The sequence below is a fragment of the Streptomyces sp. NPDC057271 genome (genome assembly GCF_042668715.1).
In the GTDB taxonomy this organism is placed as follows: Bacteria; Actinomycetota; Actinomycetes; order Streptomycetales; family Streptomycetaceae; genus Streptomyces.
Window position 1 is genome coordinate 92,499 of the sequence record NZ_JBHUYJ010000005.1, and the last position, 24,488, is coordinate 116,986.

A 24,488-nucleotide genomic window follows, 5' to 3' on the forward strand; every position below is an offset into this window, starting at 1 on the left:
CGAAATGCTGATCCCCCGTAGGGTCAAGCACCGCAAGCAGCACCACCCGAAGCGCAGCGGTATGTCCAAGGGTGGTACGCAGGTTGCGTTCGGCGAGTACGGCATTCAGGCCCTCACTCCGGCGTACGTGACCAACCGCCAGATCGAGGCGGCTCGTATCGCGATGACCCGCCACATCAAGCGTGGCGGCAAGGTCTGGATCAACATCTACCCGGACCGCCCGCTGACCAAGAAGCCTGCCGAGACCCGCATGGGTTCCGGTAAGGGTTCGCCGGAGTGGTGGATCGCGAACGTCAAGCCCGGTCGGGTGATGTTCGAGCTGTCCTACCCGAACGAGAAGATCGCGCGCGAGGCCCTGACCCGTGCGGCCCACAAGCTGCCGATGAAGTGCAAGATCGTTAAGCGCGAAGCAGGTGAGCTGTGATGACCGCCGGTACCAAGGCGTCCGAGCTGCGCGAGCTGGGCAACGAGGAGCTTGTCGCCAAGCTCCGCGAGGCCAAGGAAGAGCTGTTCAACCTCCGCTTCCAGGCGGCGACCGGTCAGCTCGAGAACCACGGTCGGCTCAAGTCCGTCCGTAAGGACATCGCCCGGATCTACACCCTGATGCGTGAGCGCGAGCTGGGCATCGAGACGGTGGAGAACGCCTGATGAGCGAGAGCAATGTGACTGAGAAGACCGAGCGCAACGCTCGCAAGGTCCGCGAGGGCCTGGTCGTCAGCGACAAGATGGACAAGACCGTCGTCGTCGCCGTCGAGGACCGCGTCAAGCACGCGCTGTACGGCAAGGTCATCCGCCGTACGAACAAGCTCAAGGCTCACGACGAGCAGAACGCTGCCGGCGTCGGCGACCGCGTCCTCCTGATGGAGACCCGGAAGCTGTCGTCGACGAAGCACTGGCGCGTCATCGAGATCCTCGAGAAGGCCAAGTAATCACTTGAAGGGGTAACCCTTCGAGTTCGTTCCGCCAGGCTCGGCAGGGGCCTCCCGCGAGGGAAGCCCCTGCCGGGAACCGGCAGACAATCAGGAGATAGACGTGATCCAGCAGGAGTCGCGACTGCGTGTCGCCGACAACACTGGTGCCAAGGAGATCCTTTGCATCCGTGTTCTCGGTGGTTCCGGTCGCCGCTACGCGGGCATCGGTGACGTCATCGTCGCCACCGTCAAGGACGCGATCCCCGGTGGCAACGTGAAGAAGGGTGACGTCGTCAAGGCGGTCATCGTTCGCACCGTCAAGGAGCGCCGCCGCCAGGACGGCTCGTACATCCGCTTCGACGAGAACGCCGCTGTCATTCTCAAGAACGACGGCGACCCTCGCGGCACCCGTATCTTCGGCCCGGTGGGCCGTGAGCTGCGCGAGAAGAAGTTCATGAAGATCATCTCGCTCGCGCCGGAGGTGCTGTAAGCATGAAGATCAAGAAGGGCGACCTGGTCCAGGTCATCACCGGTAAGGACAAGGGCAAGCAGGGCAAGGTCATCACGGCCTTCCCCCGCGAGAACCGCGTCCTCGTCGAGGGTGTCAACCGGGTCAAGAAGCACACCAAGGCCGGCCCGTCGCAGGCCGGTGGCATCGTCACGACCGAGGCGCCGGTCCACGTCTCCAACGTCCAGCTGGTCGTTGAGAAGGACGGCAAGAAGGTCGTCACGCGCGTCGGTTACCGCTTCGACGACGAGGGCAACAAGATCCGCGTTGCCAAGCGGACGGGTGAGGACATCTGATGGCTACCACCACCACTCCGCGTCTCAAGACGAAGTACCGCGAGGAGATCGCGGGCAAGCTGCGTGAGGAGTTCTCCTACGAGAACGTCATGCAGATTCCCGGCCTCGTCAAGGTCGTGGTCAACATGGGTGTGGGCGACGCCGCCCGCGACTCCAAGCTGATCGAGGGCGCCATCCGCGACCTCACCACGATCACCGGTCAGAAGCCGGCCGTCACCAAGGCTCGCAAGTCCATCGCGCAGTTCAAGCTGCGTGAGGGCCAGCCGATCGGTGCGCACGTCACCCTCCGTGGCGACCGCATGTGGGAGTTCCTCGACCGCACCCTGTCGCTCGCGCTTCCGCGCATCCGCGACTTCCGTGGTCTGTCCCCCAAGCAGTTCGACGGGCGTGGCAACTACACCTTCGGTCTCACGGAGCAGGTTATGTTCCACGAGATCGACCAGGACAAGATCGACCGTGTCCGGGGTATGGACATCACCGTGGTGACCACGGCGACCAACGACGCTGAGGGCCGTGCCCTTCTCCGTCACCTCGGCTTCCCGTTCAAGGAGGCGTAAGCGAGATGGCGAAGAAGGCTCTCATCGCGAAGGCTGCCCGCAAGCCCAAGTTCGGCGTGCGCGGCTACACGCGCTGCCAGCGCTGTGGTCGTCCCCACTCCGTGTACCGCAAGTTCGGCCTGTGCCGCGTGTGCCTTCGTGAGATGGCTCACCGTGGCGAGCTGCCGGGCGTGACCAAGAGCTCCTGGTAATCCCTTACTTGGGATAACCGGAGTCTCTCGGTAAGCAGAGGGTTGGCGGAGGCCCACCCCTCCATGGCTTAGGCTAGGAGGGTTGGGCGTCCGCCGCCCGTACGACTTACTACGCCGTAGGTCCCCGCGCCGCACCCGTCCCGCCCCTGTGTGGGGAGAGGGATGGCGCATACAGGAAACCCCGGCGAGAGAGGCCGAAGGCCAATTCATGACCATGACTGATCCCATCGCAGACATGCTCACGCGTCTGCGTAACGCGAACTCGGCGTACCACGACTCCGTGTCGATGCCGCACAGCAAGATCAAGTCTCACATCGCGGAAATCCTCCAGCAGGAGGGCTTCATCACGGGCTGGAAGGTCGAGGACGCCGAGGTCGGCAAGAACCTCGTCCTCGAGCTCAAGTTCGGTCCGAACCGTGAGCGCTCCATCGCGGGCATCAAGCGGATCTCGAAGCCGGGCCTCCGGGTTTACGCGAAGTCCACCAACCTGCCGAAGGTTCTCGGCGGCCTGGGCGTGGCGATCATCTCCACGTCCCACGGTCTCCTGACCGGCCAGCAGGCAGGCAAGAAGGGCGTAGGTGGGGAAGTCCTCGCCTACGTCTGGTAGTCGGGAACGGAGGAATAGCTAATGTCGCGTATTGGCAAGCTGCCTATCCAGGTTCCCGCCGGCGTGGACGTCACCATCGAGGGCCGCGCGGTCACGGTCAAGGGTTCCAAGGGCACCCTGACCCACACCGTCGCCGCGCCGATCGAGGTCGTTAAGGGCGAGGACGGCGTTCTCAACGTCACCCGTCCGAACGACGAGCGTCAGAACAAGGCCCTCCACGGCCTGTCCCGCACGCTGGTGGCCAACATGATCACCGGTGTGACCCAGGGTTACGTGAAGGCGCTCGAGATCAGCGGTGTCGGCTACCGCGTCGCCGCGAAGGGCTCCAACCTGGAGTTCCAGCTCGGCTACAGCCACCCGATCCTGGTGGAGGCGCCCGAGGGCATCTCCTTCAAGGTCGAGTCGCCGACCAAGTTCTCGGTCGAGGGCATCGACAAGCAGAAGGTCGGCGAGGTCGCGGCGAACATCCGCAAGCTGCGGAAGCCCGACCCGTACAAGGCCAAGGGCGTCAAGTACGCCGGCGAGGTCATCCGCCGCAAGGTCGGAAAGGCTGGTAAGTAAGCCATGGCATACGGTGTGAAGATCGCCAAGGGCGACGCTTACAAGCGTGCGGCCAAGGCCCGCCGTCACATCCGCATCCGCAAGAACGTGTCGGGTACGGCGGAGCGTCCGCGCCTCGTCGTGACGCGTTCGAACCGCGGTATCACCGCTCAGGTCATCGACGACCTCAAGGGTCACACCCTTGCGTCCGCGTCGAACCTGGACGCGTCGATCCGTGGTGGCGAGGGTGACAAGTCGTCGCAGGCCAAGCAGGTCGGCGCGCTCGTCGCCGAGCGCGCCAAGGCCGCGGGTGTCGAGGCTGTCGTGTTCGACCGTGGTGGCAACAGGTACGCCGGGCGCATTGCCGCTCTGGCTGACGCCGCCCGCGAAGCCGGGCTGAAGTTCTAAGCCCCGGTTCCGGGACTAACGGACGTAACAGAGAGAGGTAAATCCAATGGCTGGACCCCAGCGCCGCGGAAGCGGTGCCGGTGGCGGCGAGCGGCGGGACCGGAAGGGTCGCGACGGTGGCGCTGCCGCCGAGAAGACCGCGTACGTTGAGCGCGTTGTCGCGATCAACCGCGTCGCCAAGGTTGTCAAGGGTGGTCGTCGTTTCTCCTTCACCGCGCTCGTCGTGGTGGGTGACGGTGACGGCACCGTAGGTGTCGGTTACGGCAAGGCCAAGGAAGTTCCCGCGGCCATCGCCAAGGGCGTCGAGGAAGCCAAGAAGAACTTCTTCAAGGTTCCGCGCATCCAGGGCACCATCCCTCACCCGATCCAGGGCGAGAAGGCCGCGGGCGTCGTCCTGCTCAAGCCGGCTTCCCCCGGTACCGGCGTTATCGCCGGTGGCCCGGTGCGTGCCGTGCTCGAGTGCGCCGGCGTTCACGACATCCTGTCGAAGTCGCTCGGCTCCGACAACGCGATCAACATCGTGCACGCGACCGTGGAGGCCCTGAAGGGTCTGCAGCGCCCCGAGGAGATCGCGGCTCGCCGTGGTCTGCCCCTCGAGGACGTCGCCCCCGCGGCTCTGCTTCGTGCGCGTGCGGGAGCGGGTGCGTAATGGCTCGCCTCAAGATCACGCAGACGAAGTCGTACATCGGCAGCAAGCAGAACCACCGCGACACCCTGCGTTCGCTCGGGCTCAAGCGCCTGAACGACGTGGTCGTCAAGGAGGACCGCCCCGAGTTCCGCGGAATGGTGCACACCGTCCGCCACCTCGTGACGGTCGAGGAGGTCGACTGACATGGCGGAGAACAACCCGCTGAAGGTCCACAACCTCCGTCCCGCCCCGGGCGCCAAGACCGCCAAGACCCGTGTGGGTCGTGGTGAGGCGTCGAAGGGTAAGACGGCCGGTCGTGGTACGAAGGGCACCAAGGCCCGCTACCAGGTTCCGGAGCGCTTCGAGGGTGGGCAGATGCCCCTCCACATGCGTCTCCCGAAGCTCAAGGGCTTCAAGAACCCGTTCCGCACCGAGTACCAGGTCGTGAACCTGGACAAGCTGGCCGCGCTCTACCCGCAGGGTGGCGAGGTCACGGTGGCCGATCTGGTCGCCAAGGGTGCGGTTCGTAAGAACCAGCTCGTCAAGGTGCTCGGCACCGGCGAGGTCTCCGTGGCGCTGCAGGTGACGGTCGACGCCGTCTCCGGCTCCGCCAAGGAGAAGATCGCCGCCGCCGGCGGCACCGTCACCGAGCTCGTCTGAGACGACTCGATGGCTTGAACATCCGACCGGGGATGCCTCCCAAAAGGGGCATCCCCGGTTGGTCGTTCCTAGGGGGGCATGGTCGCCGGTAAGGTGGCGTGCACTGTCTAGGCTCCGTGCGGTATGCCCACACGGATTTCACGACCGTTACCTATTCGTCGAACCTCAAGACCGTCACCTCATGCGCATGGCGCGGGGGTCGCAGGAGGCACCGTGCTCACCGCGTTCGCCCGGGCGTTCAAGACGCCCGACCTGCGCAAGAAGCTGCTCTTCACGCTCGGCATCATCGTGCTGTACCGGCTCGGGGCACACATCCCCGTCCCCGGTGTCAGCTACCAGGCCGTACAGCAGTGTGTGGACCAGGCGAGCCAGGGCAACAACTCCCTGTTCGGCCTGGTGAACATGTTCAGCGGCGGGGCGCTGCTGCAGATCACCATCTTCGCGCTCGGCATCATGCCGTACATCACGGCGAGCATCATCCTGCAGCTGCTGACCGTCGTGATCCCGCGCCTCGAGGCCCTCAAGAAGGAGGGTCAGTCGGGCACGGCCAAGATCACGCAGTACACGCGTTATCTGACGATCGCGCTCGCCATCCTCCAGGGCACCGGTCTCGTGGCCACGGCCCGCACCGGCGCGCTCTTCAGCGGCTGCACGGTGGCCAACCAGGTCGTCCCCGACCAGTCGATCTTCGTCACCGCCACCATGGTCATCACGATGACCGCCGGTACCGCCGTCGTCATGTGGCTCGGTGAGCTCATCACCGACCGCGGCATCGGCAACGGCATGTCGATCCTGATGTTCATCTCGATCGCCGCCGGCTTCCCGGGCGCCCTGTGGGCCATCAAGGAGAGCGGCAAGCTCGCCAAGGGCTGGATCGAGTTCGGCACCGTCATCCTGATCGGCTTCGTGATGGTGGCTCTCGTCGTCTTCGTCGAGCAGGCCCAGCGGCGCATCCCGGTGCAGTACGCGAAGCGGATGATCGGCCGCAGGTCCTACGGCGGAACGTCCACTTATATCCCTCTCAAGGTGAACCAGGCAGGTGTGATTCCTGTCATCTTCGCCTCGTCGCTGCTCTACATCCCGGCCTTGATCGCTCAGTTCTCGAGTTCCACCGCAGGGTGGAAGACCTGGATCGAAGCCCACTTCGTCAAGGGTGACCACCCCTACTACATCGCTACGTACTTCCTCCTGATCGTGTTCTTCGCCTTCTTCTACGTGGCGATCTCGTTCAACCCCGAGGAAGTCGCGGACAACATGAAGAAGTATGGTGGCTTCATCCCGGGTATCCGGGCTGGTCGACCTACTGCCGAGTATCTGAGCTACGTGCTCAACCGGATCACTTGGCCGGGCTCGCTGTATCTGGGTCTGATCGCTCTTGTGCCGACGATGGCGTTGGCAGGCTTCGGCGGTGCCAATGCCAACTTCCCCTTCGGTGGGACGAGCATCCTCATCATCGTGGGTGTGGGGCTGGAGACCGTGAAGCAGATCGAGAGCCAGCTCCAGCAGCGCAATTACGAAGGGTTCCTCCGCTGATGCGAATCGTCCTCGTCGGACCGCCCGGGGCCGGCAAGGGTACGCAGGCTGCGTTCCTTGCCAAGAACCTGGACATTCCGCACATCTCCACGGGTGACCTGTTCCGTGCCAACATCTCGCAGGGCACGGAGCTGGGCGTGAAGGCCAAGGCGTACATGGACGCCGGCGACCTCGTGCCCGACGAGGTGACCATCGGGATGGCCAAGGACCGCATGGAGCAGGCCGACGCCGTGGGCGGCTTCCTGCTCGACGGTTTCCCGCGGAACGTGGCCCAGGCCGAGGCGCTCGACGTGGTGCTCAAGGCCGAGGACATGCAGCTGGACGCGGTCCTGGACCTGGAGGTCCCCGAGGACGAGGTCGTGAAGCGGATCGCGGGTCGCCGCATCTGCCGCAACGACAGCGCGCACGTGTTCCACCTGACGTACAACGCTCCGAAGACCGAGGGCGTCTGCGACGTCTGCGGCGGGGAGCTCTTCCAGCGTGACGACGACTCCGAGGAGACCGTCCGCCGGCGCCTGGAGGTCTACCACACGCAGACCGAGCCGATCATCGACTACTACCGGGCGCAGAACCTGGTCGTGACGATCTCGGCGCTCGGCAAGGTGGACGAGGTCACCGCGAAGGCGATGGCCGCGCTCAAGAAGTGACCCTGGTTCGTACGACACGGCCGCGGTGCCCCTCGGGGGCGCCGCGGCCGTATCGTTGTTCTGTCCCGTGTACTCGTAGGAAAGGCCCCCGTCACGATGGTGCAGATCAAGACCCCCGAGCAGATCGCGAAGATGCGCGAGGCGGGGCTTGTCGTCGCCGCCATCCACGCGGCCACGCGTGAGGCGGCGGTGCCGGGCGCCACGACGAAGGACCTGGACGAGGTCGCGCGGAAGGTGATCGCGGACCACGGGGCGAAGTCGAACTTCCTCGGGTACGGCGGATTCCCCGCGACGATCTGCACCTCGGTGAACGAGGTCGTGGTCCACGGCATCCCGGACGAGAAGACCGTCCTCAAGGACGGCGACATCATCTCGATCGACGCGGGCGCGATCGTCGACGGCTGGCACGGCGACGCGGCGTACACGGCGTTCGTGGGCTCGGGCCATGCTCCGGAGCTGATCGAGCTCTCGCGGGTGACCGAGGAGTCGATGTGGGCCGGCATCGCCGCGATGAGGAACGGCAACCGGCTCGTGGACGTGTCGCGGGCGATCGAGACGTACATCCGCCGCCAGCCGAAGCCGGGCGGCGGCAAGTACGGCATCGTCGAGGACTACGGCGGCCACGGCATCGGCACCGAGATGCACATGGACCCGCACCTCCTGAACTACGTCTCCCGCAAGCGCGGGAAGGGCCCGAAGCTGGTGCCCGGCTTCTGTCTGGCGATCGAGCCGATGGTCTCGCTCGGCACGCCGCGCACGGAGGTCCTGGAGGACGACTGGACGGTCGTCTCCACGGACGGCACCTGGTCCTCCCACTGGGAGCACTCGGTCGCCCTCACCGAGGAAGGCCCTCTGGTCCTGACGTCCCCCGACGGCGGCAGGGCGAAGCTGGCGGAGCTGGGGGTCGTAGCGGCCCCCGATCCGCTGGCCTAGCCCCTGGGGGTCGGAGAGGGCGGACCGGGCCTTCGCCTGGGCCCTGTGGGGCGGGGGAGGCTCCCAGGTTCGCCGGAGTGGGGCTGCGGCGTGGTCGGCTGCGTAAGGATCTTCTCCGGTGGGCAAACTTCCCGGATTCGTCTTTTCCGGGGCCCTGGCGTAGACTGATGCGTCGGCTCTCGTGTACCCGTGTGTCCGCACGCGGAGCGAGAGTCGATCAAGGTAGCCGATTCGAAAGGCGAAGCGTGGCCAAGAAGCAAGGTGCCATCGAAATCGAGGGCACCGTGATCGAGTCCCTCCCGAACGCCATGTTCAAGGTGGAGCTCCAGAACGGTCACAAGGTCCTCGCGCACATCTCCGGCAAGATGCGGATGCACTACATCCGAATCCTTCCGGACGACCGGGTCGTCGTGGAGCTCTCTCCGTACGACCTGACGCGTGGCCGGATCGTCTACCGGTACAAGTAGATCTTGCCCGCACCCCGGCTCCGCCGCGGGTGGTGGCACTGACCCGGAGAACCTCACATCCCATGAAGGTCAAGCCGAGCGTCAAGAAGATCTGCGACAAGTGCAAGGTGATCCGCCGTCACGGCCGGGTCATGGTCATCTGCGACAACCTGCGCCACAAGCAGCGCCAGGGCTGACGCACGCCGACCGACCTGCACCCCGCAGTTCTTCGCGCGACGCAAGCAGTACGTACATACGCAGAGCCCGCCCAGCCCGCAAGGGTCGGCGGCACCTCCGGCGGGGGCCGGGGACCCGATTCGTACCTCATACGGCGGTCGGGAGCGGCTTTGCGGAAGACCCCCGAACACACAGGAGCCATTGAATGGCACGCGTTTCCGGTGTTGACATCCCGCGCGAAAAGCGTGTGGAGATCGCACTCACCTACGTCTTCGGTATCGGGCGTACCCGGTCCAAGGAGATCCTCGCCTCCACGGGCGTGAACCCGAACACCCGCGTTCGTGACCTGGCCGAAGAGGACCTGGTCAAGATCCGCGAGTACGTGGACGCCAACCTCCAGACCGAGGGTGACCTCCGCCGCGAGATCCAGGGCGACATCCGCCGCAAGATCGAGATCCAGTGCTACCAGGGCATCCGCCACCGTCGCGGCCTGCCCGTGCACGGTCAGCGCACCAGCACGAACGCCCGTACCCGTAAGGGCCCGCGTCGCGCCATCGCCGGTAAGAAGAAGCCGGGCAAGAAGTAGTCCTCAGCGGACGCTTGACCAAGCGGTCTTCGCTGTAGGACCGACCACCTCCCGTAGGAGTTATAGATGCCCCCCAAGGGTCGTCAGGGCGCTGCCAAGAAGGTGCGCCGCAAGGAAAAGAAGAACGTCGCTCACGGCCACGCGCACATCAAGAGCACGTTCAACAACACGATCGTCTCGATCACGGACCCCTCGGGCAACGTGATCTCCTGGGCCTCCGCCGGCCACGTCGGCTTCAAGGGCTCGCGCAAGTCCACCCCGTTCGCCGCGCAGATGGCCGCCGAGTCGGCCGCTCGCCGCGCGCAGGAGCACGGCATGCGCAAGGTCGACGTCTTCGTCAAGGGTCCCGGCTCCGGCCGTGAGACCGCGATCCGCTCCCTCCAGGCCACGGGCCTCGAGGTCGGTTCGATCCAGGACGTCACCCCCACGCCGCACAACGGCTGCCGTCCGCCGAAGCGTCGCCGCGTCTGACGTTCCGCGTCCGATGTAGCGACCGGCAACGGTTGGTTTGAGGGTTGGGCGGTACGGCTCTTCGGAGGCGTGCCGCCCGTACCCTTGAGAGACGTAGTACCCGTCGGGCGTCAAATAGTGGGCGTCCACGACTGAAGGAACACACACCATGCTTATCGCTCAGCGTCCCTCGCTGACCGAAGAGGTCGTCGACGAGTTCCGCTCGCGGTTCGTCATCGAGCCCCTGGAGCCGGGCTTCGGCTACACGCTCGGCAACAGCCTCCGCCGTACGCTCCTCTCCTCGATCCCGGGTGCGGCGGTCACGTCCATCCGCATCGACGGTGTCCTGCACGAGTTCACCACCGTGCCGGGCGTCAAGGAGGACGTCACCGACCTCATCCTGAACATCAAGCAGCTGGTCGTCTCCTCGGAGCACGACGAGCCGGTCGTGATGTACCTGCGCAAGCAGGGCCCCGGCCTGGTCACCGCTGCTGACATCGCCCCGCCGGCCGGTGTCGAGGTGCACAACCCCGACCTGGTGCTCGCCACGCTCAACGGCAAGGGCAAGCTGGAGATGGAGCTGACCGTCGAGCGCGGTCGCGGCTACGTCTCCGCCGTGCAGAACAAGCAGGTGGGCCAGGAGATCGGCCGTATCCCGGTCGACTCCATCTACTCGCCGGTGCTCAAGGTCACGTACAAGGTCGAGGCGACCCGTGTCGAGCAGCGCACCGACTTCGACAAGCTGATCGTCGACGTCGAGACCAAGCAGGCCATGCGGCCGCGCGACGCCATGGCGTCCGCCGGTAAGACGCTGGTCGAGCTGTTCGGTCTGGCGCGCGAGCTCAACATCGACGCCGAGGGCATCGACATGGGCCCGTCCCCGACGGACGCCGCCCTCGCCGCCGACCTGGCGCTGCCGATCGAGGAGCTCGAGCTCACCGTTCGTTCGTACAACTGCCTCAAGCGTGAGGGCATCCACTCCGTGGGTGAGCTCGTGGCGCGCTCCGAGGCCGACCTGCTCGACATCCGCAACTTCGGTGCGAAGTCGATCGACGAGGTCAAGGCGAAGCTGGCCGGCATGGGCCTGGCCCTCAAGGACAGCCCGCCCGGATTCGACCCGACCGCCGCCGCCGACGCCTTCGGCGCCGACGACGACGCGGACGCGGGCTTCGTCGAGACCGAGCAGTACTAAGAGCTCGGGCCTTCCCGGTCCGTACTCGGGTGCGGGGGCGCAGCGCTTGATCGCGCCCACACGGTCCCCGCGCCCCTTCCGGGCGCCCCCGCAGGGGGCCAGCCCGGATCTCCGACAGGTAACCGCCTGCTCGGACACTGACACCGGTACCTCACACGGCCGGTGCAGATCACAAGGAGAAACACCATGCCGCGTCCCGCCAAGGGTGCCCGCCTCGGTGGCAGCGCCGCTCACGAGCGTCTGCTGCTCGCCAACCTGGCGAAGTCCCTCTTCGAGCACGGCCGCATCACCACGACCGAGGCCAAGGCCCGCCGCCTGCGTCCGGTCGCCGAGCGCCTGATCACCAAGGCGAAGAAGGGCGACATCCACAACCGTCGCCTGGTGCTGCAGACGATCACGGACAAGGGCGTCGTCCACACGCTCTTCACCGAGATCGCCCCGCGCTACTCCGAGCGCCCGGGTGGCTACACCCGTATCACCAAGATCGGCAACCGTCGTGGCGACAACGCCCCGATGGCTGTGATCGAGCTGGTCGAGGGCGAGATCGCCAAGAAGGCGACCGTCGCCGAGGCCGAGGCCGCCACCAAGCGCGCCGTCAAGGAGGCCGACGAGGCCGCCAAGGTCGAGGACACCAAGGTCGAGGACGCCGCTGAGGCCCCGGCCGAGCCCGTCGAGGACTCGACCAAGTAGATCCGTGAAGGACGCGTAAGCGTTCCGACGATCCTGTGTGCGGGCCCGTACCCCTAGGGGTACGGGCCCGTTCCCGTGATGTTGAGAGGATTGATCGCGTGAGCGACGACGTGCAGGACGGCTTCGTACGGGTGCGGCTCGACCTTTCGTACGACGGCAAGGACTTCTCCGGCTGGGCCAAGCAGGCGCAGGGGCAGCGGACCGTCCAGGGTGACATCGAGGACGCCCTGAAGACCGTCACCCGGTCGAAGGAGACGTACGAGCTGACCGTCGCCGGCCGCACCGACGCCGGTGTGCACGCCCGCGGCCAGGTCGCGCACGTCGACCTGCCCGTCGAGCTGTGGACCGAGCACCGGGACAAGCTGCTCAGGCGGCTCGCCGGGCGGCTCTCCCACGACGTACGGGTCTGGCGGCTCACCGAGGCCCCCGCCGGGTTCAACGCGCGCTTCTCCGCGATCTGGCGCCGCTACGCCTACCGCGTCACGGACAACCCCGGCGGTGTCGACCCCCTCCTGCGCGGGCACGTCCTGTGGCACGACTGGACCCTCGACATGGACGCGATGAACGCCGCCGCCGAGCGGCTCGTCGGCGAGCACGACTTCGCCGCGTACTGCAAGAAGCGCGAGGGTGCGACCACCATCCGTACGCTCCAGGAGCTGCGGTGGGAGCGGCGGCCCGGGGGCGTTCTGGAAGCGACCGTGAAGGCGGACGCCTTCTGCCACAACATGGTCCGCTCGCTCGTCGGCGCGCTGCTCTTCGTCGGCGACGGGCACCGTCCGGTGGAATGGCCCGCGAAGGTGCTGGCGGCCGGTGTGCGCGATTCGGCCGTGCACGTGGTCAGGCCGCACGGCCTCACCCTCGAGGAGGTCGGCTACCCGGCCGACGAGCAACTGGCCGCCCGCAACCGCGAGGCCAGGAACAGGCGCACCCTGCCGGGCGCCGGCTGCTGCTGATCCGGCCGTACATCCTCACCGCGTCGCCGGGGGCGGGGGCCCGTCCGGCGCCCGCCCCTCGCCGTCACTCCTTGGGAGCGCCCGCCGCCGCGGAGGCCTGGGACTTGCCGCGGGCGTAGATCTGGTTGAAGGCGAAGGTGCCCAGGTCGTCGCTGGCCTGGAAGACGCCCTTGTCGGACGTGGTGACCTTCTTGCCGTCGGTGAAGCCGGCCTGCGTGAAGTACGCGTACCGGCCGATCGAGTTGGCCCGGCGCAGACAGACCGTGGCGCGGCAGAAGTCCTTCACGCCCGCCCCGGCCAGGGGCGCGATGCCCCCGCTGGCCTGGTTCTTCGCCTTCAGGGCGGCCGCCTCGGTCGGGAACACGGCGACGCCGACGGTGATGGCGACGCCGTCCTTCACGTATGTGGCGCGGATCACCCGGTCGCAGCCGTTCTTCTTCAGGACCGCGCCCAGACCGCCCTGCGTGACGCTCGCGCAGTCGGCCGTCGAGGAGGTCGCGCCCTTCTTGTAGGCGCGGCCGCTCATCGTCAGCTTCTTGCCCGGGAAGAGGCCCTCGGCGCTCAGCGGCGCCTTGTCCTTCTTACCGTCCGAGATGTAGTCCTTGGGGTTGGGCGGGGGCGGCGGCGCGACGGAGGAGAAGGTCGGGCCGGGAGTGGGGGAGTCGCTGGGGGCGGCCGAGCCGGTCGGGGTCACCGTGCCGTTCTTCCCCGCGTTGTCGCCCTTGTTGCTGTTCACGACCGCCGTGGCGACGACCGCGCCGACCACGAGGGCCGCGAGCACGCCACCACCGATCACCAGCCAGCGCTTACGGCGCCGACCGGCCGCGGAGGCGTCGGCGAGGGCGCCCCAGTCGGGTGTCCCGCCCTCCGGGGTGCCCGGGAAGGGGCTCGGCTGTCCTCCCGGGCCCTGCGGCCCGGGAGGTACCCCCGGCCCGAACTGGTTCCCGTGCTGCTGTGCGTGCTGCTGCTGTCCGTACTGCTGCTGTCCGTAGTGCTGTTGTCCCGGCTGCTGCGGCTGCTGCCCGTACGGCTGCTGCGGCTCCTGCGGCCACTGGGGTCCCCCAAAGCTCATGCCGCGCATCCTAAACCGGTTGGGCGTAAGCGGTGCGGGCGGCGACAATGCACCTCATGGGACATGTCGAGGCCGCGCATCTGGAGTACTACCTTCCCGACGGGAGGGTCCTGCTCGCGGACGCCTCCTTCCGGGTCGGGGAGGGCGCGGTCGTCGCCCTGGTCGGGGCCAACGGCGCCGGGAAGACCACGCTGCTCCGCATGATCGCCGGGGAGCTCCAGCCGCACGGCGGCTCGGTCACCGTGAGCGGCGGGCTCGGCGTGATGCCGCAGTTCGTCGGGTCGGTCCGGGACGACCGTACGGTCCGTGACCTGCTGGTGTCCGTCGCCCAGCCGCGCATCCGCGAGGCGGCGGAGGCGGTCGACAGGGCCGAGCACCTGATCATGACGGTCGACGACGAGGCCGCGCAGATGAAGTACGCGCAGGCCCTCAGCGACTGGGCGGAGGTCCAGGGGTACGAGGCCGAGACCGTCTGGGACATGTGCACCATGGCGGCGCTGGGCGTCCCGTACGAGAAGGCGCAGTTCCGCGAGGTCCGCACGCTCAGCGGCGGCGAGCAGAAGCGGCTGGTCCTGGAGTCGCTGCTGCGCGGCACCGACGAGGTGCTGCTCCTCGACGAGCCGGACAACTACCTGGACGTTCCGGGGAAGCGGTGGCTGGAGGAGCGGCTGCGGGAGACCCGTAAGACCGTGCTCTTCATCTCCCACGACCGGGAGCTGCTCGCCAGGGCCGCGCAGAAGATCATCGCGGTCGAGCCGGGTCCGGCCGGGTCGGACGTCTGGGTGCACGGCGGCGGCTTCGGGACCTTCCACGAGGCGCGGCGGGACCGCTTCGCGCGCTTCGAGGAGCTGAAGCGGCGCTGGGAGGAGAAGCACGCTCAGCTGAAGAAGCTGGTGATCAACCTGCGGCAGGCGGCGTCGGTCAGCCACGACATGGCGTCGCGGTACGCGGCGGCGCAGACCCGGCTGAGGAAGTTCGAGGAGGCCGGCCCGCCGCCGGAGCCGCCGCGCGAGCAGGACATCCGGATGCGGCTGCGCGGCGGCCGGACCGGGGTGCGGGCCGTGACAGCCGAGAACCTTGAGCTGACCGGTCTGATGAAGCCGTTCTCGCTGGAGATCTTCTACGGGGAGCGGGTCGCCGTCCTCGGCTCGAACGGGTCGGGCAAGTCACACTTCCTGCGTCTGCTGGCCGGGGACCCGTCCGTGGCCCACACCGGCGAGTGGAAGCTCGGCGCGCGGGTCGTGCCGGGTCACTTCGCGCAGACCCACGCCCACCCGGAGCTCCTGGGCCGCTCGCTCGTGGACATCCTCTGGTCGGAACACGCGAAGGACCGGGGCGGGGCGATGTCTGTCCTGCGGCGGTACGAACTGGAGGGCCAGGGCGACCAGCCCTTCGAGAAGCTCTCCGGCGGCCAGCAGGCCCGCTTCCAGATCCTGCTCCTGGAGCTGTCCGGCACGACGGCGCTGCTCCTCGACGAGCCGACGGACAACCTGGACCTGGAGTCCGCGGAGGCGCTCCAGGACGGCCTGGAGTCGTACGACGGCACGGTGCTGGCCGTCACGCACGACCGCTGGTTCGCGAAGACCTTCGACCGGTATCTGGTCTTCGGCTCGGACGGCGTCGTCCGGGAGACCCCCGAGCCGGTCTGGGACGAACGCCGGGTGGAGCGCGCGCGCTGACTCCGAGGAGGGTTCAGCGGCCGCCGGGTCGGCGGACGGAGTCCGGCGCAGAGCCCTCCGAAGCCGGGGGCCCCTCGGGGCCGAGCCGCGCGAGGGGGGCGTCGAGCCGGTCTGGGACGGACGCCGGGTGGAGCGCGCGCTGACCCGGTGTCCTGCGGCGTTTTGACCCGTCGGGGGTGGCGCGGGTACCGTTGCGGTTTGTTATGCGTATCGGCTTCGTCGTTCTCACGCGAAGGGCCCTTACGCAGGTTCCCTGGAGCAGTTACCAGTGGCTCGCATACGGGCGGTGTTCCCGGCAGTGCAGGCCCCAGCTGCATGATCGCTTCAGGTGTGTCTGGACTCCATCCACTGAAGAAGCGAAGGCTACGAAGTGCGTACGTACAGCCCCAAGCCCGGCGATGTCACTCGCCAGTGGCACATCATCGACGCGCAGGACGTTGTCCTGGGTCGTCTGGCGACGACGGCTGCGAACCTCCTCCGGGGTAAGCACAAGCCCGTCTACGCGCCCCACATGGACATGGGCGACTTTGTCATCATCATCAACGCCGACAAGGTCCACCTCTCCGGCAACAAGAAGACCCAGAAGCTGGCGTACCGCCACTCCGGCTTCCCGGGTGGTCTGCGCTCCGTCCGTTACGACGAGCTGCTGGAGAAGAACCCCGAGAAGGCCGTCGAGAAGGCCATCAAGGGCATGATCCCCAAGAACACCCTGGGCCGTCAGATGCTCTCGAAGCTGAAGGTCTACGCGGGCGAGAACCACCCGCACGCTGCCCAGCAGCCGGTCCCGTTCGAGATCACCCAGGTCGCGCAGTAGTTCCGGCCACACCCCTAAGAACGAAAGAAATCTGAGGAGAATCGTGGCCGAGACCACTGTTGAGAACCCCATCGAGGGCGAGGAGACCTACGCCGAGGTCACCACCTTCGAGTCCGAGGTCCCCGTCGAGGGTGAGTACACCTCGGAGTCCCTGGCGTCGCGCTTCGGTGACCCGCAGCCGGCCGCCGGCCTGGGCCGTCGCAAGAACGCCATCGCCCGCGTCCGGATCGTTCCCGGCACCGGCAAGTGGAAGATCAACGGGCGTACGCTCGAGGACTACTTCCCGAACAAGGTCCACCAGCAGGAAGTCAACGAGCCCTTCAAGGTGCTCGAGCTCGACAACCGCTACGACGTCATCGCCCGCATCTCGGGTGGCGGCGTCTCCGGCCAGGCCGGCGCCCTGCGTCTCGGTGTGGCCCGCGCCCTGAACGAGGCGGACGTGGAGAACAACCGCGGTCCGCTGAAGAAGGCCGGCTTCCTCTCCCGCGACGACCGTGCGGTCGAGCGCAAGAAGGCCGGTCTCAAGAAGGCCCGCAAGGCCCCGCAGTACAGCAAGCGCTAATCGCCTGCTCGGTCTGCTTTGCACGTACGCCCCGGCGGCACTGCCCGTGCTGCCGGGGCGTACGTCTTTTCCTCCCCCTGGGCCCTTTCGGTCAGCTTTGACGCGAAAACGGGCATCACGCGTTCAGGGGATCGCACTTTTCGGAGCAGTTTCGGAGGACAGCTGTGGGACGACTCTTCGGCACGGATGGTGTGCGCGGTGTGGCGAACGCGGATCTGACGGCGGAGCTCGCGCTCGGCCTGTCGGTCGCGGCGGCGCACGTGCTCGCCGAGGCGGGGACCTTCGAGGGCCATCGGCCGACCGCGGTGGTCGGGCGTGACCCCCGTGCGTCGGGAGAGTTCCTGGAGGCGGCCGTCGTGGCGGGCCTCGCGAGCGCGGGCGTCGACGTCCTGCGCGTCGGCGTCCTGCCCACCCCCGCTGTGGCGTACCTCACCGGAGCGCTCGGCGCCGACCTCGGCGTGATGCTCTCCGCCAGCCACAACGCGATGCCCGACAACGGCATCAAGTTCTTCGCCCGGGGCGGCCACAAGCTCGCCGACGAGCTGGAGGACCGGATCGAGTCCGTCTACGAGGAGCACCGGACCGGCGCCCCGTGGGAGCGGCCGACCGGCGCCGGCGTGGGCCGGGTCCGTGACTACGACGAGGGCTTCGACAAGTACGTCGCCCACCTCATCGCCGTCCTGCCGAACCGCCTCGACGGGCTCAAGGTCGTCCTCGACGAGGCGCACGGCGCGGCCGCGCGCGTGTCGCCCGAGGCGTTCGCCCGGGCCGGTGCCGAGGTCGTCACCATCGGCGCGGAGCCCGACGGCCTCAACATCAACGACGGCTGCGGCTCCACCCACCTCGGCCTGCTCAAGGAAGCCGTCGTCGAGCACGGCGCCCACTTCGGCATCGCCCACGACGGTGACGCGGACCGCTGCCTGGCCGTGGACGCGGCGGGCAACGAGATCGACGGCGACCAGATCCTCGCCGTCCTCGCGCTCGCCATGCGCGAGGCCGGGACGCTGCGCGGCGACACCGTCGTCGCGACCGTGATGTCCAACCTCGGCTTCAAGCTGGCCATGGAGCGCGAAGGCCTCCAGCTGGTGCAGACGGCGGTCGGCGACCGTTACGTCCTGGAGTCGATGAAGGAGCACGGCTACGCGCTGGGCGGCGAGCAGTCCGGGCACGTCATCGTGCTCGACCACGCCACCACCGGCGACGGCACGCTCACCGGTCTGATGCTGGCGGCGCGGGTCGCGGCCACCGGGAAGTCCCTCGCGGAGCTGGCCGGCGTCATGGAGCGGCTGCCGCAGGTCCTCATCAACGTGCCCGACGTCGACAGGTCCCGGGTGAAGACCTCCGGCGAACTGGCCGCCGCGGTCGGCGACGCCGAGCGGGAGCTGGGCTCCACCGGTCGCGTCCTGCTCCGCCCCTCGGGCACCGAGCCGCTCGTACGCGTGATGGTCGAGGCCGCCGACATCGAGCAGGCGCGCGCCGTGGCCGGCCGACTGGCCGACGTGGTGAAGTCGGCGCTCGGCTAGAACCCCGCCGCCCGTCAGGCAGAGACGCCGACGCCCCTGGTACCGGAAGTCGCTTCCGTACCAGGGGCGTTGTCGTCAGAGCTTACGCAGGGACAGCCGCTGCACCTTGTGATCCGGTCCCTTGCGCACGACGAGAGTGGCCCGGCCGCGCGTCGGCGCCACGTTCTCCAGCAGGTTCACCTTGTTGATGGTCCGCCACATCGTGCGGGCGTACTCCAGGGCCTCCTCCTCGGAGACCTGGGTGTACTTCTGGAAGTACGAGAAGGGGTTCTGGAACGCGGTCTCGCGGAGCCGGCGGAAGCGGTTGAGATACCAGCGCTCGATGTCCTCCGGCCGGGCGTCGACGTACACCGAGAAGTCGAAGTAGTCGGCGAGCCCGACCCGCGTCCGGCCGTCCTTGCCGGGCAGCGCCGGCTGGAGGACGTTCAGCCCCTCGACGATCAGGATGTCGGGGCGGCGGACCACGAGGCGCTCACCAGGGACGATGTCGTAGATGAGGTGGGAGTAGACCGGGGCGGTGACCTCCTCCTTCCCCGCCTTGATGTCGGCGACGAACCGGGTCAGGGCGCGGCGGTCGTACGACTCGGGGAAACCCTTGCGGGACATCAGCCCGCGTTCCTTCAGCTCCTCCATCGGATAGAGGAAGCCGTCGGTGGTGACCAGCTCCACGCGCGGGTGCTCGGGCCAGCGGGCGAGCAGCGCCTGGAGGAGGCGGGCGACGGTGGACTTGCCGACGGCGACGGAGCCGGCGACCCCTATGACGAACGGGGTGCCGCGCTGCTCGGCGCGCTCGCCGAGGAACGTGTTGAGCGCGCCGCGCAGCCCGCTGGTGGCCTGGACGTACAGATTGAGCAGCCGGGAGAGCGGCAGGTAGATGTCCCGGACCTCGTCGAGGTCGATGACGTCGCCGAGCCCCCGCAGCCGCTCGACCTCGTCGGCGGAGAGCGGCAGCGGCGTCTTGTCGCGCAGCGCGCTCCACTCGTCCCTGGTCAGGTCGACGTAAGGCGTGGCCTCGGGCCGACGCTGGCCGTTGCCCTTGGAGCCGGTACCTCGTGGCGGCGAAGTGATCACGGGTCCCATTGTCGCGGCTGGGAGGGGAGGGTGGTGGGTGGTGTCGGTCACGCGGGGGAGGTGGCGGGGTGGGGCGGAACGCGCCACCGCCCGGGCGTCGAAGCTCTCGCTGCGGAACGACACGGTCTCGGTGGGGAGCGGGGCGAGCGGTCAGCGGGTCGGCGTGGTGAGGCTACTCCGCCACGGTGAGTGCCAGACCGACGAACGCGAGGAAAAGGCCTGCCGGCAGGACGATGCCGCCGACGAGTCGGAAGAACCAGGCACCAAACATCGACGGCTGAGTGAGTCCCAGATCCACGGTGCGAGCCGCGGTCACGGCCCGCACCGCGTTGCGACGCTCGGCCGCCTTGTTTGCCGCCCTTCGGAAGTTGAACAGAAACATTGCACCCCATGCGGAGCTGGCCAAGCCCAGCGTGAGCAGCAGGATCCCCGCGCTCGTCATGATTCCCTCCCCGGAATGCGGCCGTCCACAGCCGTCAGACGGACCTTCTCAGGGAAGCCGAGTCGAGGGCAAGCGATCTTCGGAGCCGGGTTGTCCCCATGCACCAAGCCCGATCTCCATCGGCGACACCACTTGTTGCGACATTCAGAACCCATCAGGCACAGGGTGCTCGACCAGATCCGTCACGGGCAGCCCGGCGAACATCGGTGCTCTACGAAGTTGCCTCCAGGCTCCATGCTCTTCATCACTCAGAACTGGGGCTTGTGTCCCGTTTGCTCGCGACAGTCGGCGACAGATGTCGGATCCGTGCGCGAAGTTGTGGGGGTGTGCAGACAAGTGCGTTGACAAGTTGTTGCCTGCGTCATTGGATCCCCACGGGAAGATCACGCAGAACTCTCTGATCTTCACTCCATGTGTACATGTCGTACACCAGACCGTGCACTCTGTGTGCCGGATGAAGTTACGGGTGGGGAATGAACGCGAGACCAAGGTGCGCGACGCGCGCCCACAGACGGGGGCGTGTACTCGCCCTGGCGGCAGCCTGGGTGCTGCTGACAGGGGCGGTGCCGACGTTGACAGCCAGTCCTGCGGTGGCGGATGGATCCCCTGCCCTCGGCCTGACCGAGTCCGAGAAGGCACTGAAGAAAGCCGCGGACTCCGGTGACCGGGTGGAGGTGGTGGGGGAGCGAACGGAGCGGGAGACCGTGTTCGCGAACCCGGATGGGGCGACGTTCACGCTGGAGAAGTCGACTGTGCCGGTCCGGGTGGACACCGGGAACGGCTGGGCTGAGCCGGACCCGACACTCACGCGTCGCGAAGACGGTTCGATCGGTCCGAAGGCCGCCGTGGTGGATCTGTCGTTCTCCGGAGGCGGTCCGGGCGAGGGGCTCGCGACGATCGGGCAGGACGGTCAGTCGGTGTCGATGGGCTGGCCCGGGCAGTTGCCGGAGCCCCGCCTCGACAGCGAGCGTGCTGTCTACGAGAACGTCCTGCCGGACGTGAACCTGATCCTGACCGCGACGGTGGATGGGTTCCGCCAGGTGCTGGAGGTCGAGACGCCTGAGGCGGCGGCACTTCCCGAGCTGAAGGCGATCGAGTACGGCCTGAAGGCCGACGGGCTGCGGCTGCGCGAGGGCGCGGTGGGCAGTGTGGAGGCGCTGGACGGCAACGGCCAGGTGGTGTTCCGTTTCGCCGACCGCCCGGATGTGGAATTCCGCCGGTGATGACGGTGTATCGGCCTCGGACGCGGGGGTGAGCGCGCAGACTGCGGGCTTCCGTGAACGGGCCGGGGTTTCCGCCCGGACCGCCTCCGCGCAGGAGGAGGTGCCGGAGCCGGTGGCGCCTCCGGAGGAGGGTGACGCGCTGGCTGGTCCTGGGGCCGGTGACAAGGCCGCGGTCATGGAGGTGGAGCTGGCGCCGGACTCACTGACGGTGGTGCCGGATGCGGCTCTCATCGCCGCCACCCCGGCCGAGGACTTCCCTCTCTACATCGACCCGTCCGTGGAAGCGGGCCAGTCGGAGCGCACGGTGCTCTCGTCCGACGGCGATGTCTTCTATGCCTTCGGCAACGGCGAGAACGGCATGAGCGTCGGCAAGTGCGGCTCTGCGGTGATCAACGGCGTGTCGTACTACTGCGGGTCCGGCTACGTGAACCGCATGTACTTCGAGTTCTCGCCCACCAAGCTCAGGGGCAAGCATGTCCTCGATGCCACGTTCCGTGTGACGGAAACCTGGTCGTTCTCCTGCAGTCCGCGATGGGTGGACCTGGAACGCACCGACACGATCTCATCAGCCTCCAGGTGGCCGGGGCCGACCCAGCGGGACCAGATGGGTGACCGCTACGTTTCGGCGGGCCGAGGCACCGCATGTTCTCCGTCCCAGCCGCGTGCGGTGATCGAGTTCAACGACAACCCGGCCGAACCGGACGAGAACCTGACCGCGACCACCAAGTCGTTCGCCGATGGCACTCTGAACGTGCTGACGTTGATGCTGAGGGCGAAGGACGAGTCGGACACGGTCGCGTGGAAGCGGTTCAACAACGACGCGGTGCTCGTGGCGACGTACATGAGCAAGCCGGCGACCCCTGCCGAGTACGGCTTCCCCTCTTCGGGAGGCACACAGATCTGCAGCAAGTCGGAGTCTTCGCCGACCACCGTCTCCGACGCGACACCCAGCCTTGTAGCCACGCCACGCGTTGTGGCCGGTGGTGAGAGCGGAGCCATGCTCCGGGTGTACTACGACATCGACGGCAAGAACTCGGACGGATCGTGGTTCGACGCTCCCCAGCCGACGACGACCTCGCTCGAGCCGACCACAGGTCATGTGGCGTACAGCGCCACAGCCAAGGACTTCGCCAATCTGACGAAGGAGTGGAATGTAGCGCTCAAGGAAGGCACGCTCTACCGCTACTCGGCCTTCACTCATTCGTTCCCCAACACCTCGTACACCGGCGCGCTGAGCAGCAGCGGTACTCCCTGGTGCTACTTCAAGGTGGACTCCAGCGCGCCCAAGCCTCCGGTGGTGACGTTCAACTCGGTGTACACCCAGTGCGTCACGGGCGGTTCCTGCACACCACGAGGCGGTCCTGGACAGGCAGGCTCGTTCACCTTCAGCCCTGCCGCCGGTGACGTGAACACCCACTATCAGTACAGGCTTTCAACCGACCCGGCCTGGAGTGGCTGGAAGGCCCCGACGGCAGGGTCGTACACCGTCAGCATCACACCTCCGAGGTCTGGGTCCTTCCTTCTCAGCGTTCAGGCCAAGGACTCTGCGGGGCGTGTCGGCGAGACGGTGGTGAAGTTCCTGGTCCTGGAGGGTTCCTGGCCTGTTGGCCGCTGGGACTTCAACGAGTCGTCCGGCGTGGCGATGGACCGATCCACGACGGACCCCGCTCTGCAGGACAATCTGACGCTCACCGCTGCGGGTGCGACTCGGACGGATCACGGCCGGCGGGGCGAGCTGACCGCCGCGGACAACAGCAAGTCGCAGGACAAGGCGCTGTCGCTGGTCCACACGAGCCAGGGAAGCGCGACGTCCGCCTCACAGGTCGTCGAGACTCTGGCGTCCTACACCTTGACGGCGTGGGCCCGGCTCGATGCCGCGGGATCGGCGAACGCCACCGTCCTGGCTCAGGACGGCGCGCGGCACAGCGCCTTCTACCTGAGCTACTGCGCCGACGTGCAGAGATGGTGTGTCCGACTGCCCGAGCAGGACGCTGACGGGACTTCATTCTCGAATCAGCGGGTGAACGCCATCAACCCGCCCCAGCCCAAGGCGTGGACTCACCTCGGAGTCGTGGTCGACACCACCAGCAAGAAGATGTCCTTCTACGTCAACGGCGTTCTGCAGGGTACCGACGCGTTCACCACGGGCGTGTGGGCCTCGGCCAGCGCGTTCAAGGTCGGACGGGCCAAGTACGCGAGCACCTACACCGACTTCTTCCCCGGTCAGATCGACGAGGTCGCAGTGTGGCAGCGTGCCCTGTCCGACGCGGAGATGGCGCAGGAGGCCGGCCCGAAGGACAGCCGGGAATGGGGCTATGTCGAGCTGGTGGCCCAGTACAAGCCGGCGGGAGGTTCCGGATTCTCCCTGGCAGACGACAGCGGCTACGGCAACACGCTGACCCTGAGCTCGGACTCTTCCCTGAACGGTGAGTCCATCGCCCTGGACGGTGTGGACGACTCCGCTTCGACAGCCCGTCCTCCGGTGGACGACACCGGTTCCTTCTCTGTGTCCACGGCAGTGGACGTGGACACGGAGAAACTGAAGGGTATGGCGAACGAGTCGCGCATGCAGGTCGTGGGCCAGCAGACCGGGACGGGTTCCTCATGGGGTATCTGGTTCGAGAAGACCGGAATGCGCGATGCCGAGGTCGACGCCGGGGAGGATCCCGTGATCGACGAGGAGACCGGCGAGGTGATCGTCAAGCAGGTTCCGGTAGGCCGCTGGCACTTCGGCCGGCTGACCTCGGATGGCACGGGTGTCTCAGTGCAGAGCGATGAGCTCGTCACCCCCGAGGGAGAAGTCCAAGTAACCGGGGTGTTCGATACCACCTCACAGACCGTCCGGCTCTACGTCGGTGGTGCCCAGCACGGTGTTCCGCTGGCCTATCAGTCCACGCTCGGATCGGACTTCACCGTGGGCAAGGGCCGGACCGGTACAGCCTGGGGCAGTTTCCTGCCCGGGAAGATCAGCGACATTCGCCTGTGGGCCGGCGCGCTGAGCAACGACGCACAGGTGCAAGCCGTCGTCGGAATGTGATCCCGCACCAGCCAGCTTCTCGCTACCCGGTCGGTCAGAGCGCGCGATCGCGCTCTGAACGAACGGCACTGCCCCACTTCGGGCACACAACTTCGCGCCTCCCATCAGCTCGATCGAATGGTTGAAAGGAGCATTTCAGCTGTGTCCACACG

At 67.3% G+C, this 24,488-nt stretch carries 32 protein-coding genes; 29 read left to right on the plus strand and 3 right to left on the minus strand.

Features of this window, described 5'->3' with window-relative positions; all coding sequences use genetic code 11:
* Positions 1–4: 4 nt before the first annotated feature.
* The 23 genes from rplP to truA all read left to right on the plus strand — a co-directional run bounded on the left by rplP (position 5) and on the right by truA (position 12,913).
* On the plus strand, positions 5–424 hold the full coding sequence (gene rplP / locus ACFUJR_RS04035) for a 50S ribosomal protein L16 (RefSeq protein ID WP_015035580.1): 420 nt from the start codon (positions 5–7) through the stop codon (positions 422–424).
* Positions 424–648, plus strand: a complete 225-nt coding sequence (gene rpmC, locus ACFUJR_RS04040) for a 50S ribosomal protein L29 (protein WP_361445390.1) — start codon at positions 424–426, stop codon at positions 646–648. The genes rplP and rpmC overlap by 1 nt, the downstream gene beginning before the upstream one ends.
* Positions 648–929 carry a 30S ribosomal protein S17 gene (rpsQ, locus tag ACFUJR_RS04045; RefSeq protein ID WP_260229394.1) on the plus strand — a complete coding sequence of 94 codons (282 nt, stop codon included), beginning with the start codon at positions 648–650 and terminating at the stop codon, positions 927–929. The genes rpmC and rpsQ overlap by 1 nt, the downstream gene beginning before the upstream one ends.
* A 103-nt stretch (positions 930–1,032) precedes the next feature.
* Positions 1,033–1,401, plus strand: coding sequence for a 50S ribosomal protein L14 (gene rplN / locus ACFUJR_RS04050; protein WP_003956455.1), 369 nt, complete (start codon positions 1,033–1,035; stop codon positions 1,399–1,401).
* A gap of 2 nt (positions 1,402–1,403) precedes the next feature.
* Positions 1,404–1,715 (plus strand): 50S ribosomal protein L24, encoded by a 312-nt coding sequence (rplX, locus tag ACFUJR_RS04055; RefSeq protein ID WP_015035583.1) that lies wholly within the window; start codon positions 1,404–1,406, stop codon positions 1,713–1,715.
* On the plus strand, positions 1,715–2,272 hold the full coding sequence (gene rplE / locus ACFUJR_RS04060; RefSeq protein WP_260229393.1) for a 50S ribosomal protein L5: 558 nt from the start codon (positions 1,715–1,717) through the stop codon (positions 2,270–2,272). The genes rplX and rplE overlap by 1 nt, the downstream gene beginning before the upstream one ends.
* 5 nt (positions 2,273–2,277) lie before the next feature.
* Positions 2,278–2,463, plus strand: coding sequence for a type Z 30S ribosomal protein S14 (locus ACFUJR_RS04065; protein WP_003948630.1), 186 nt, complete (start codon positions 2,278–2,280; stop codon positions 2,461–2,463).
* Positions 2,464–2,671: 208 nt separating this feature from the next.
* Positions 2,672–3,070 carry a 30S ribosomal protein S8 gene (rpsH, locus tag ACFUJR_RS04070; RefSeq protein WP_158989430.1) on the plus strand — a complete coding sequence of 133 codons (399 nt, stop codon included), beginning with the start codon at positions 2,672–2,674 and terminating at the stop codon, positions 3,068–3,070.
* Between the two features lie 21 nt (positions 3,071–3,091).
* On the plus strand, positions 3,092–3,631 hold the full coding sequence (gene rplF, locus ACFUJR_RS04075) for a 50S ribosomal protein L6 (protein WP_383171298.1): 540 nt from the start codon (positions 3,092–3,094) through the stop codon (positions 3,629–3,631).
* 3 nt (positions 3,632–3,634) lie between these two features.
* The gene (gene rplR, locus ACFUJR_RS04080; RefSeq protein ID WP_352188391.1) at positions 3,635–4,018 is read left to right on the plus strand and encodes a 50S ribosomal protein L18; all 384 of its coding nucleotides are present in this window, start codon (positions 3,635–3,637) and stop codon (positions 4,016–4,018) included.
* 46 nt (positions 4,019–4,064) lie between these two features.
* Positions 4,065–4,667, plus strand: coding sequence for a 30S ribosomal protein S5 (rpsE, locus tag ACFUJR_RS04085; RefSeq protein WP_015035588.1), 603 nt, complete (start codon positions 4,065–4,067; stop codon positions 4,665–4,667).
* Complete coding sequence (gene rpmD, locus ACFUJR_RS04090) at positions 4,667–4,849, plus strand: 50S ribosomal protein L30 (protein WP_005313525.1); 183 nt, start codon at positions 4,667–4,669, stop codon at positions 4,847–4,849. Before rpsE ends, rpmD begins: the two co-directional genes overlap by 1 nt.
* 1 nt (position 4,850) lies before the next feature.
* A complete protein-coding gene (gene rplO / locus ACFUJR_RS04095) occupies positions 4,851–5,306 on the plus strand; it encodes a 50S ribosomal protein L15 (RefSeq protein WP_137993928.1) in 456 nt (151 codons plus the stop codon).
* A 213-nt stretch (positions 5,307–5,519) separates the two neighbouring features.
* A complete protein-coding gene (gene secY / locus ACFUJR_RS04100) occupies positions 5,520–6,839 on the plus strand; it encodes a preprotein translocase subunit SecY (RefSeq protein WP_361445403.1) in 1,320 nt (439 codons plus the stop codon).
* Positions 6,839–7,486 carry an adenylate kinase gene (locus ACFUJR_RS04105; RefSeq protein ID WP_383171302.1) on the plus strand — a complete coding sequence of 216 codons (648 nt, stop codon included), beginning with the start codon at positions 6,839–6,841 and terminating at the stop codon, positions 7,484–7,486. Before secY ends, ACFUJR_RS04105 begins: the two co-directional genes overlap by 1 nt.
* Positions 7,487–7,582: 96 nt before the next feature.
* Complete coding sequence (gene map, locus ACFUJR_RS04110) at positions 7,583–8,419, plus strand: type I methionyl aminopeptidase (RefSeq protein ID WP_383171305.1); 837 nt, start codon at positions 7,583–7,585, stop codon at positions 8,417–8,419.
* Between the two features lie 245 nt (positions 8,420–8,664).
* Positions 8,665–8,886 (plus strand): translation initiation factor IF-1, encoded by a 222-nt coding sequence (gene infA, locus ACFUJR_RS04115; RefSeq protein WP_003956442.1) that lies wholly within the window; start codon positions 8,665–8,667, stop codon positions 8,884–8,886.
* Between the two features lie 62 nt (positions 8,887–8,948).
* Positions 8,949–9,062, plus strand: a complete 114-nt coding sequence (gene rpmJ / locus ACFUJR_RS04120; RefSeq protein ID WP_003956441.1) for a 50S ribosomal protein L36 — start codon at positions 8,949–8,951, stop codon at positions 9,060–9,062.
* Between the two features lie 185 nt (positions 9,063–9,247).
* Positions 9,248–9,628: a 30S ribosomal protein S13 gene (gene rpsM, locus ACFUJR_RS04125; RefSeq protein ID WP_005313488.1), complete on the plus strand. Its 381-nt coding sequence runs from the start codon at positions 9,248–9,250 to the stop codon at positions 9,626–9,628.
* A 66-nt stretch (positions 9,629–9,694) separates the two neighbouring features.
* Entirely contained in the window at positions 9,695–10,099 is a 405-nt protein-coding gene (gene rpsK, locus ACFUJR_RS04130) for a 30S ribosomal protein S11 (protein ID WP_003956432.1), read from the plus strand.
* Positions 10,100–10,247: 148 nt separating this feature from the next.
* A complete protein-coding gene (locus tag ACFUJR_RS04135; RefSeq protein WP_003966937.1) occupies positions 10,248–11,270 on the plus strand; it encodes a DNA-directed RNA polymerase subunit alpha in 1,023 nt (340 codons plus the stop codon).
* A gap of 186 nt (positions 11,271–11,456) precedes the next feature.
* On the plus strand, positions 11,457–11,960 hold the full coding sequence (gene rplQ, locus ACFUJR_RS04140) for a 50S ribosomal protein L17 (protein ID WP_383171308.1): 504 nt from the start codon (positions 11,457–11,459) through the stop codon (positions 11,958–11,960).
* A 98-nt stretch (positions 11,961–12,058) separates the two neighbouring features.
* Positions 12,059–12,913, plus strand: a complete 855-nt coding sequence (truA, locus tag ACFUJR_RS04145; protein ID WP_383171311.1) for a tRNA pseudouridine(38-40) synthase TruA — start codon at positions 12,059–12,061, stop codon at positions 12,911–12,913.
* 64 nt (positions 12,914–12,977) lie between these two features.
* On the opposite strand, the gene ACFUJR_RS04150 is transcribed toward truA, so the two are convergent.
* Positions 12,978–13,985, minus strand: a complete 1,008-nt coding sequence (locus tag ACFUJR_RS04150) for a hypothetical protein (protein ID WP_383171313.1) — start codon at positions 13,983–13,985, stop codon at positions 12,978–12,980.
* A gap of 56 nt (positions 13,986–14,041) precedes the next feature.
* On the opposite strand from ACFUJR_RS04150, the gene ACFUJR_RS04155 reads away from it, so the two are divergent.
* From ACFUJR_RS04155 to glmM, 4 genes are all read left to right on the plus strand, one after another.
* Entirely contained in the window at positions 14,042–15,664 is a 1,623-nt protein-coding gene (locus tag ACFUJR_RS04155) for an ABC-F family ATP-binding cassette domain-containing protein (RefSeq protein WP_383171316.1), read from the plus strand.
* Positions 15,665–16,034: 370 nt separating this feature from the next.
* A complete protein-coding gene (rplM, locus tag ACFUJR_RS04160; RefSeq protein WP_260229383.1) occupies positions 16,035–16,478 on the plus strand; it encodes a 50S ribosomal protein L13 in 444 nt (147 codons plus the stop codon).
* Between the two features lie 43 nt (positions 16,479–16,521).
* Complete coding sequence (gene rpsI / locus ACFUJR_RS04165) at positions 16,522–17,040, plus strand: 30S ribosomal protein S9 (RefSeq protein WP_352188402.1); 519 nt, start codon at positions 16,522–16,524, stop codon at positions 17,038–17,040.
* Positions 17,041–17,204: 164 nt separating this feature from the next.
* A complete protein-coding gene (glmM, locus tag ACFUJR_RS04170; RefSeq protein WP_383171319.1) occupies positions 17,205–18,563 on the plus strand; it encodes a phosphoglucosamine mutase in 1,359 nt (452 codons plus the stop codon).
* Positions 18,564–18,638: 75 nt separating this feature from the next.
* On the opposite strand, the gene coaA is transcribed toward glmM, so the two are convergent.
* Entirely contained in the window at positions 18,639–19,643 is a 1,005-nt protein-coding gene (gene coaA, locus ACFUJR_RS04175; RefSeq protein WP_383171322.1) for a type I pantothenate kinase, read from the minus strand.
* A gap of 163 nt (positions 19,644–19,806) precedes the next feature.
* Entirely contained in the window at positions 19,807–20,076 is a 270-nt protein-coding gene (locus tag ACFUJR_RS04180; RefSeq protein ID WP_383171324.1) for a hypothetical protein, read from the minus strand.
* A gap of 545 nt (positions 20,077–20,621) precedes the next feature.
* Here ACFUJR_RS04180 and ACFUJR_RS04185 point away from each other — a divergent pair.
* Together ACFUJR_RS04185 and ACFUJR_RS04190 are read left to right on the plus strand one after the other, a co-directional pair.
* Positions 20,622–21,299, plus strand: coding sequence for a hypothetical protein (locus tag ACFUJR_RS04185; RefSeq protein ID WP_383171327.1), 678 nt, complete (start codon positions 20,622–20,624; stop codon positions 21,297–21,299).
* Positions 21,300–21,327: 28 nt separating this feature from the next.
* On the plus strand, positions 21,328–24,336 hold the full coding sequence (locus ACFUJR_RS04190; RefSeq protein WP_383171330.1) for a LamG domain-containing protein: 3,009 nt from the start codon (positions 21,328–21,330) through the stop codon (positions 24,334–24,336).
* Positions 24,337–24,488 lie beyond the last annotated feature (152 nt).

What these genes read in the sequence shown, in the direction of transcription:
- rplP (WP_015035580.1), top strand. Translation starts at nt 5, where the DNA reads ATGCTGATCCCCCGTAGGGTCAAGCACCGCAAGCAGCACCACCCGAAG.
- rpmC (WP_361445390.1), top strand. Translation starts at nt 424, where the DNA reads ATGACCGCCGGTACCAAGGCGTCCGAGCTGCGCGAGCTGGGCAACGAG.
- rpsQ (WP_260229394.1), top strand. Translation starts at nt 648, where the DNA reads ATGAGCGAGAGCAATGTGACTGAGAAGACCGAGCGCAACGCTCGCAAG.
- rplX (WP_015035583.1), top strand. Translation starts at nt 1,404, where the DNA reads ATGAAGATCAAGAAGGGCGACCTGGTCCAGGTCATCACCGGTAAGGAC.
- rplE (WP_260229393.1), top strand. Translation starts at nt 1,715, where the DNA reads ATGGCTACCACCACCACTCCGCGTCTCAAGACGAAGTACCGCGAGGAG.
- ACFUJR_RS04065 (WP_003948630.1), top strand. Translation starts at nt 2,278, where the DNA reads ATGGCGAAGAAGGCTCTCATCGCGAAGGCTGCCCGCAAGCCCAAGTTC.
- rpsH (WP_158989430.1), top strand. Translation starts at nt 2,672, where the DNA reads ATGACCATGACTGATCCCATCGCAGACATGCTCACGCGTCTGCGTAAC.
- rplF (WP_383171298.1), top strand. Translation starts at nt 3,092, where the DNA reads ATGTCGCGTATTGGCAAGCTGCCTATCCAGGTTCCCGCCGGCGTGGAC.
- rplR (WP_352188391.1), top strand. Translation starts at nt 3,635, where the DNA reads ATGGCATACGGTGTGAAGATCGCCAAGGGCGACGCTTACAAGCGTGCG.
- rpsE (WP_015035588.1), top strand. Translation starts at nt 4,065, where the DNA reads ATGGCTGGACCCCAGCGCCGCGGAAGCGGTGCCGGTGGCGGCGAGCGG.
- rpmD (WP_005313525.1), top strand. Translation starts at nt 4,667, where the DNA reads ATGGCTCGCCTCAAGATCACGCAGACGAAGTCGTACATCGGCAGCAAG.
- rplO (WP_137993928.1), top strand. Translation starts at nt 4,851, where the DNA reads ATGGCGGAGAACAACCCGCTGAAGGTCCACAACCTCCGTCCCGCCCCG.
- ACFUJR_RS04105 (WP_383171302.1), top strand. Translation starts at nt 6,839, where the DNA reads ATGCGAATCGTCCTCGTCGGACCGCCCGGGGCCGGCAAGGGTACGCAG.
- map (WP_383171305.1), top strand. Translation starts at nt 7,583, where the DNA reads ATGGTGCAGATCAAGACCCCCGAGCAGATCGCGAAGATGCGCGAGGCG.
- rpmJ (WP_003956441.1), top strand. Translation starts at nt 8,949, where the DNA reads ATGAAGGTCAAGCCGAGCGTCAAGAAGATCTGCGACAAGTGCAAGGTG.
- rpsM (WP_005313488.1), top strand. Translation starts at nt 9,248, where the DNA reads ATGGCACGCGTTTCCGGTGTTGACATCCCGCGCGAAAAGCGTGTGGAG.
- rpsK (WP_003956432.1), top strand. Translation starts at nt 9,695, where the DNA reads ATGCCCCCCAAGGGTCGTCAGGGCGCTGCCAAGAAGGTGCGCCGCAAG.
- ACFUJR_RS04135 (WP_003966937.1), top strand. Translation starts at nt 10,248, where the DNA reads ATGCTTATCGCTCAGCGTCCCTCGCTGACCGAAGAGGTCGTCGACGAG.
- rplQ (WP_383171308.1), top strand. Translation starts at nt 11,457, where the DNA reads ATGCCGCGTCCCGCCAAGGGTGCCCGCCTCGGTGGCAGCGCCGCTCAC.
- ACFUJR_RS04150 (WP_383171313.1), bottom strand. Translation starts at nt 13,985, where the DNA reads ATGAGCTTTGGGGGACCCCAGTGGCCGCAGGAGCCGCAGCAGCCGTAC.
- ACFUJR_RS04155 (WP_383171316.1), top strand. Translation starts at nt 14,042, where the DNA reads ATGGGACATGTCGAGGCCGCGCATCTGGAGTACTACCTTCCCGACGGG.
- coaA (WP_383171322.1), bottom strand. Translation starts at nt 19,643, where the DNA reads ATGGGACCCGTGATCACTTCGCCGCCACGAGGTACCGGCTCCAAGGGC.
- ACFUJR_RS04180 (WP_383171324.1), bottom strand. Translation starts at nt 20,076, where the DNA reads ATGACGAGCGCGGGGATCCTGCTGCTCACGCTGGGCTTGGCCAGCTCC.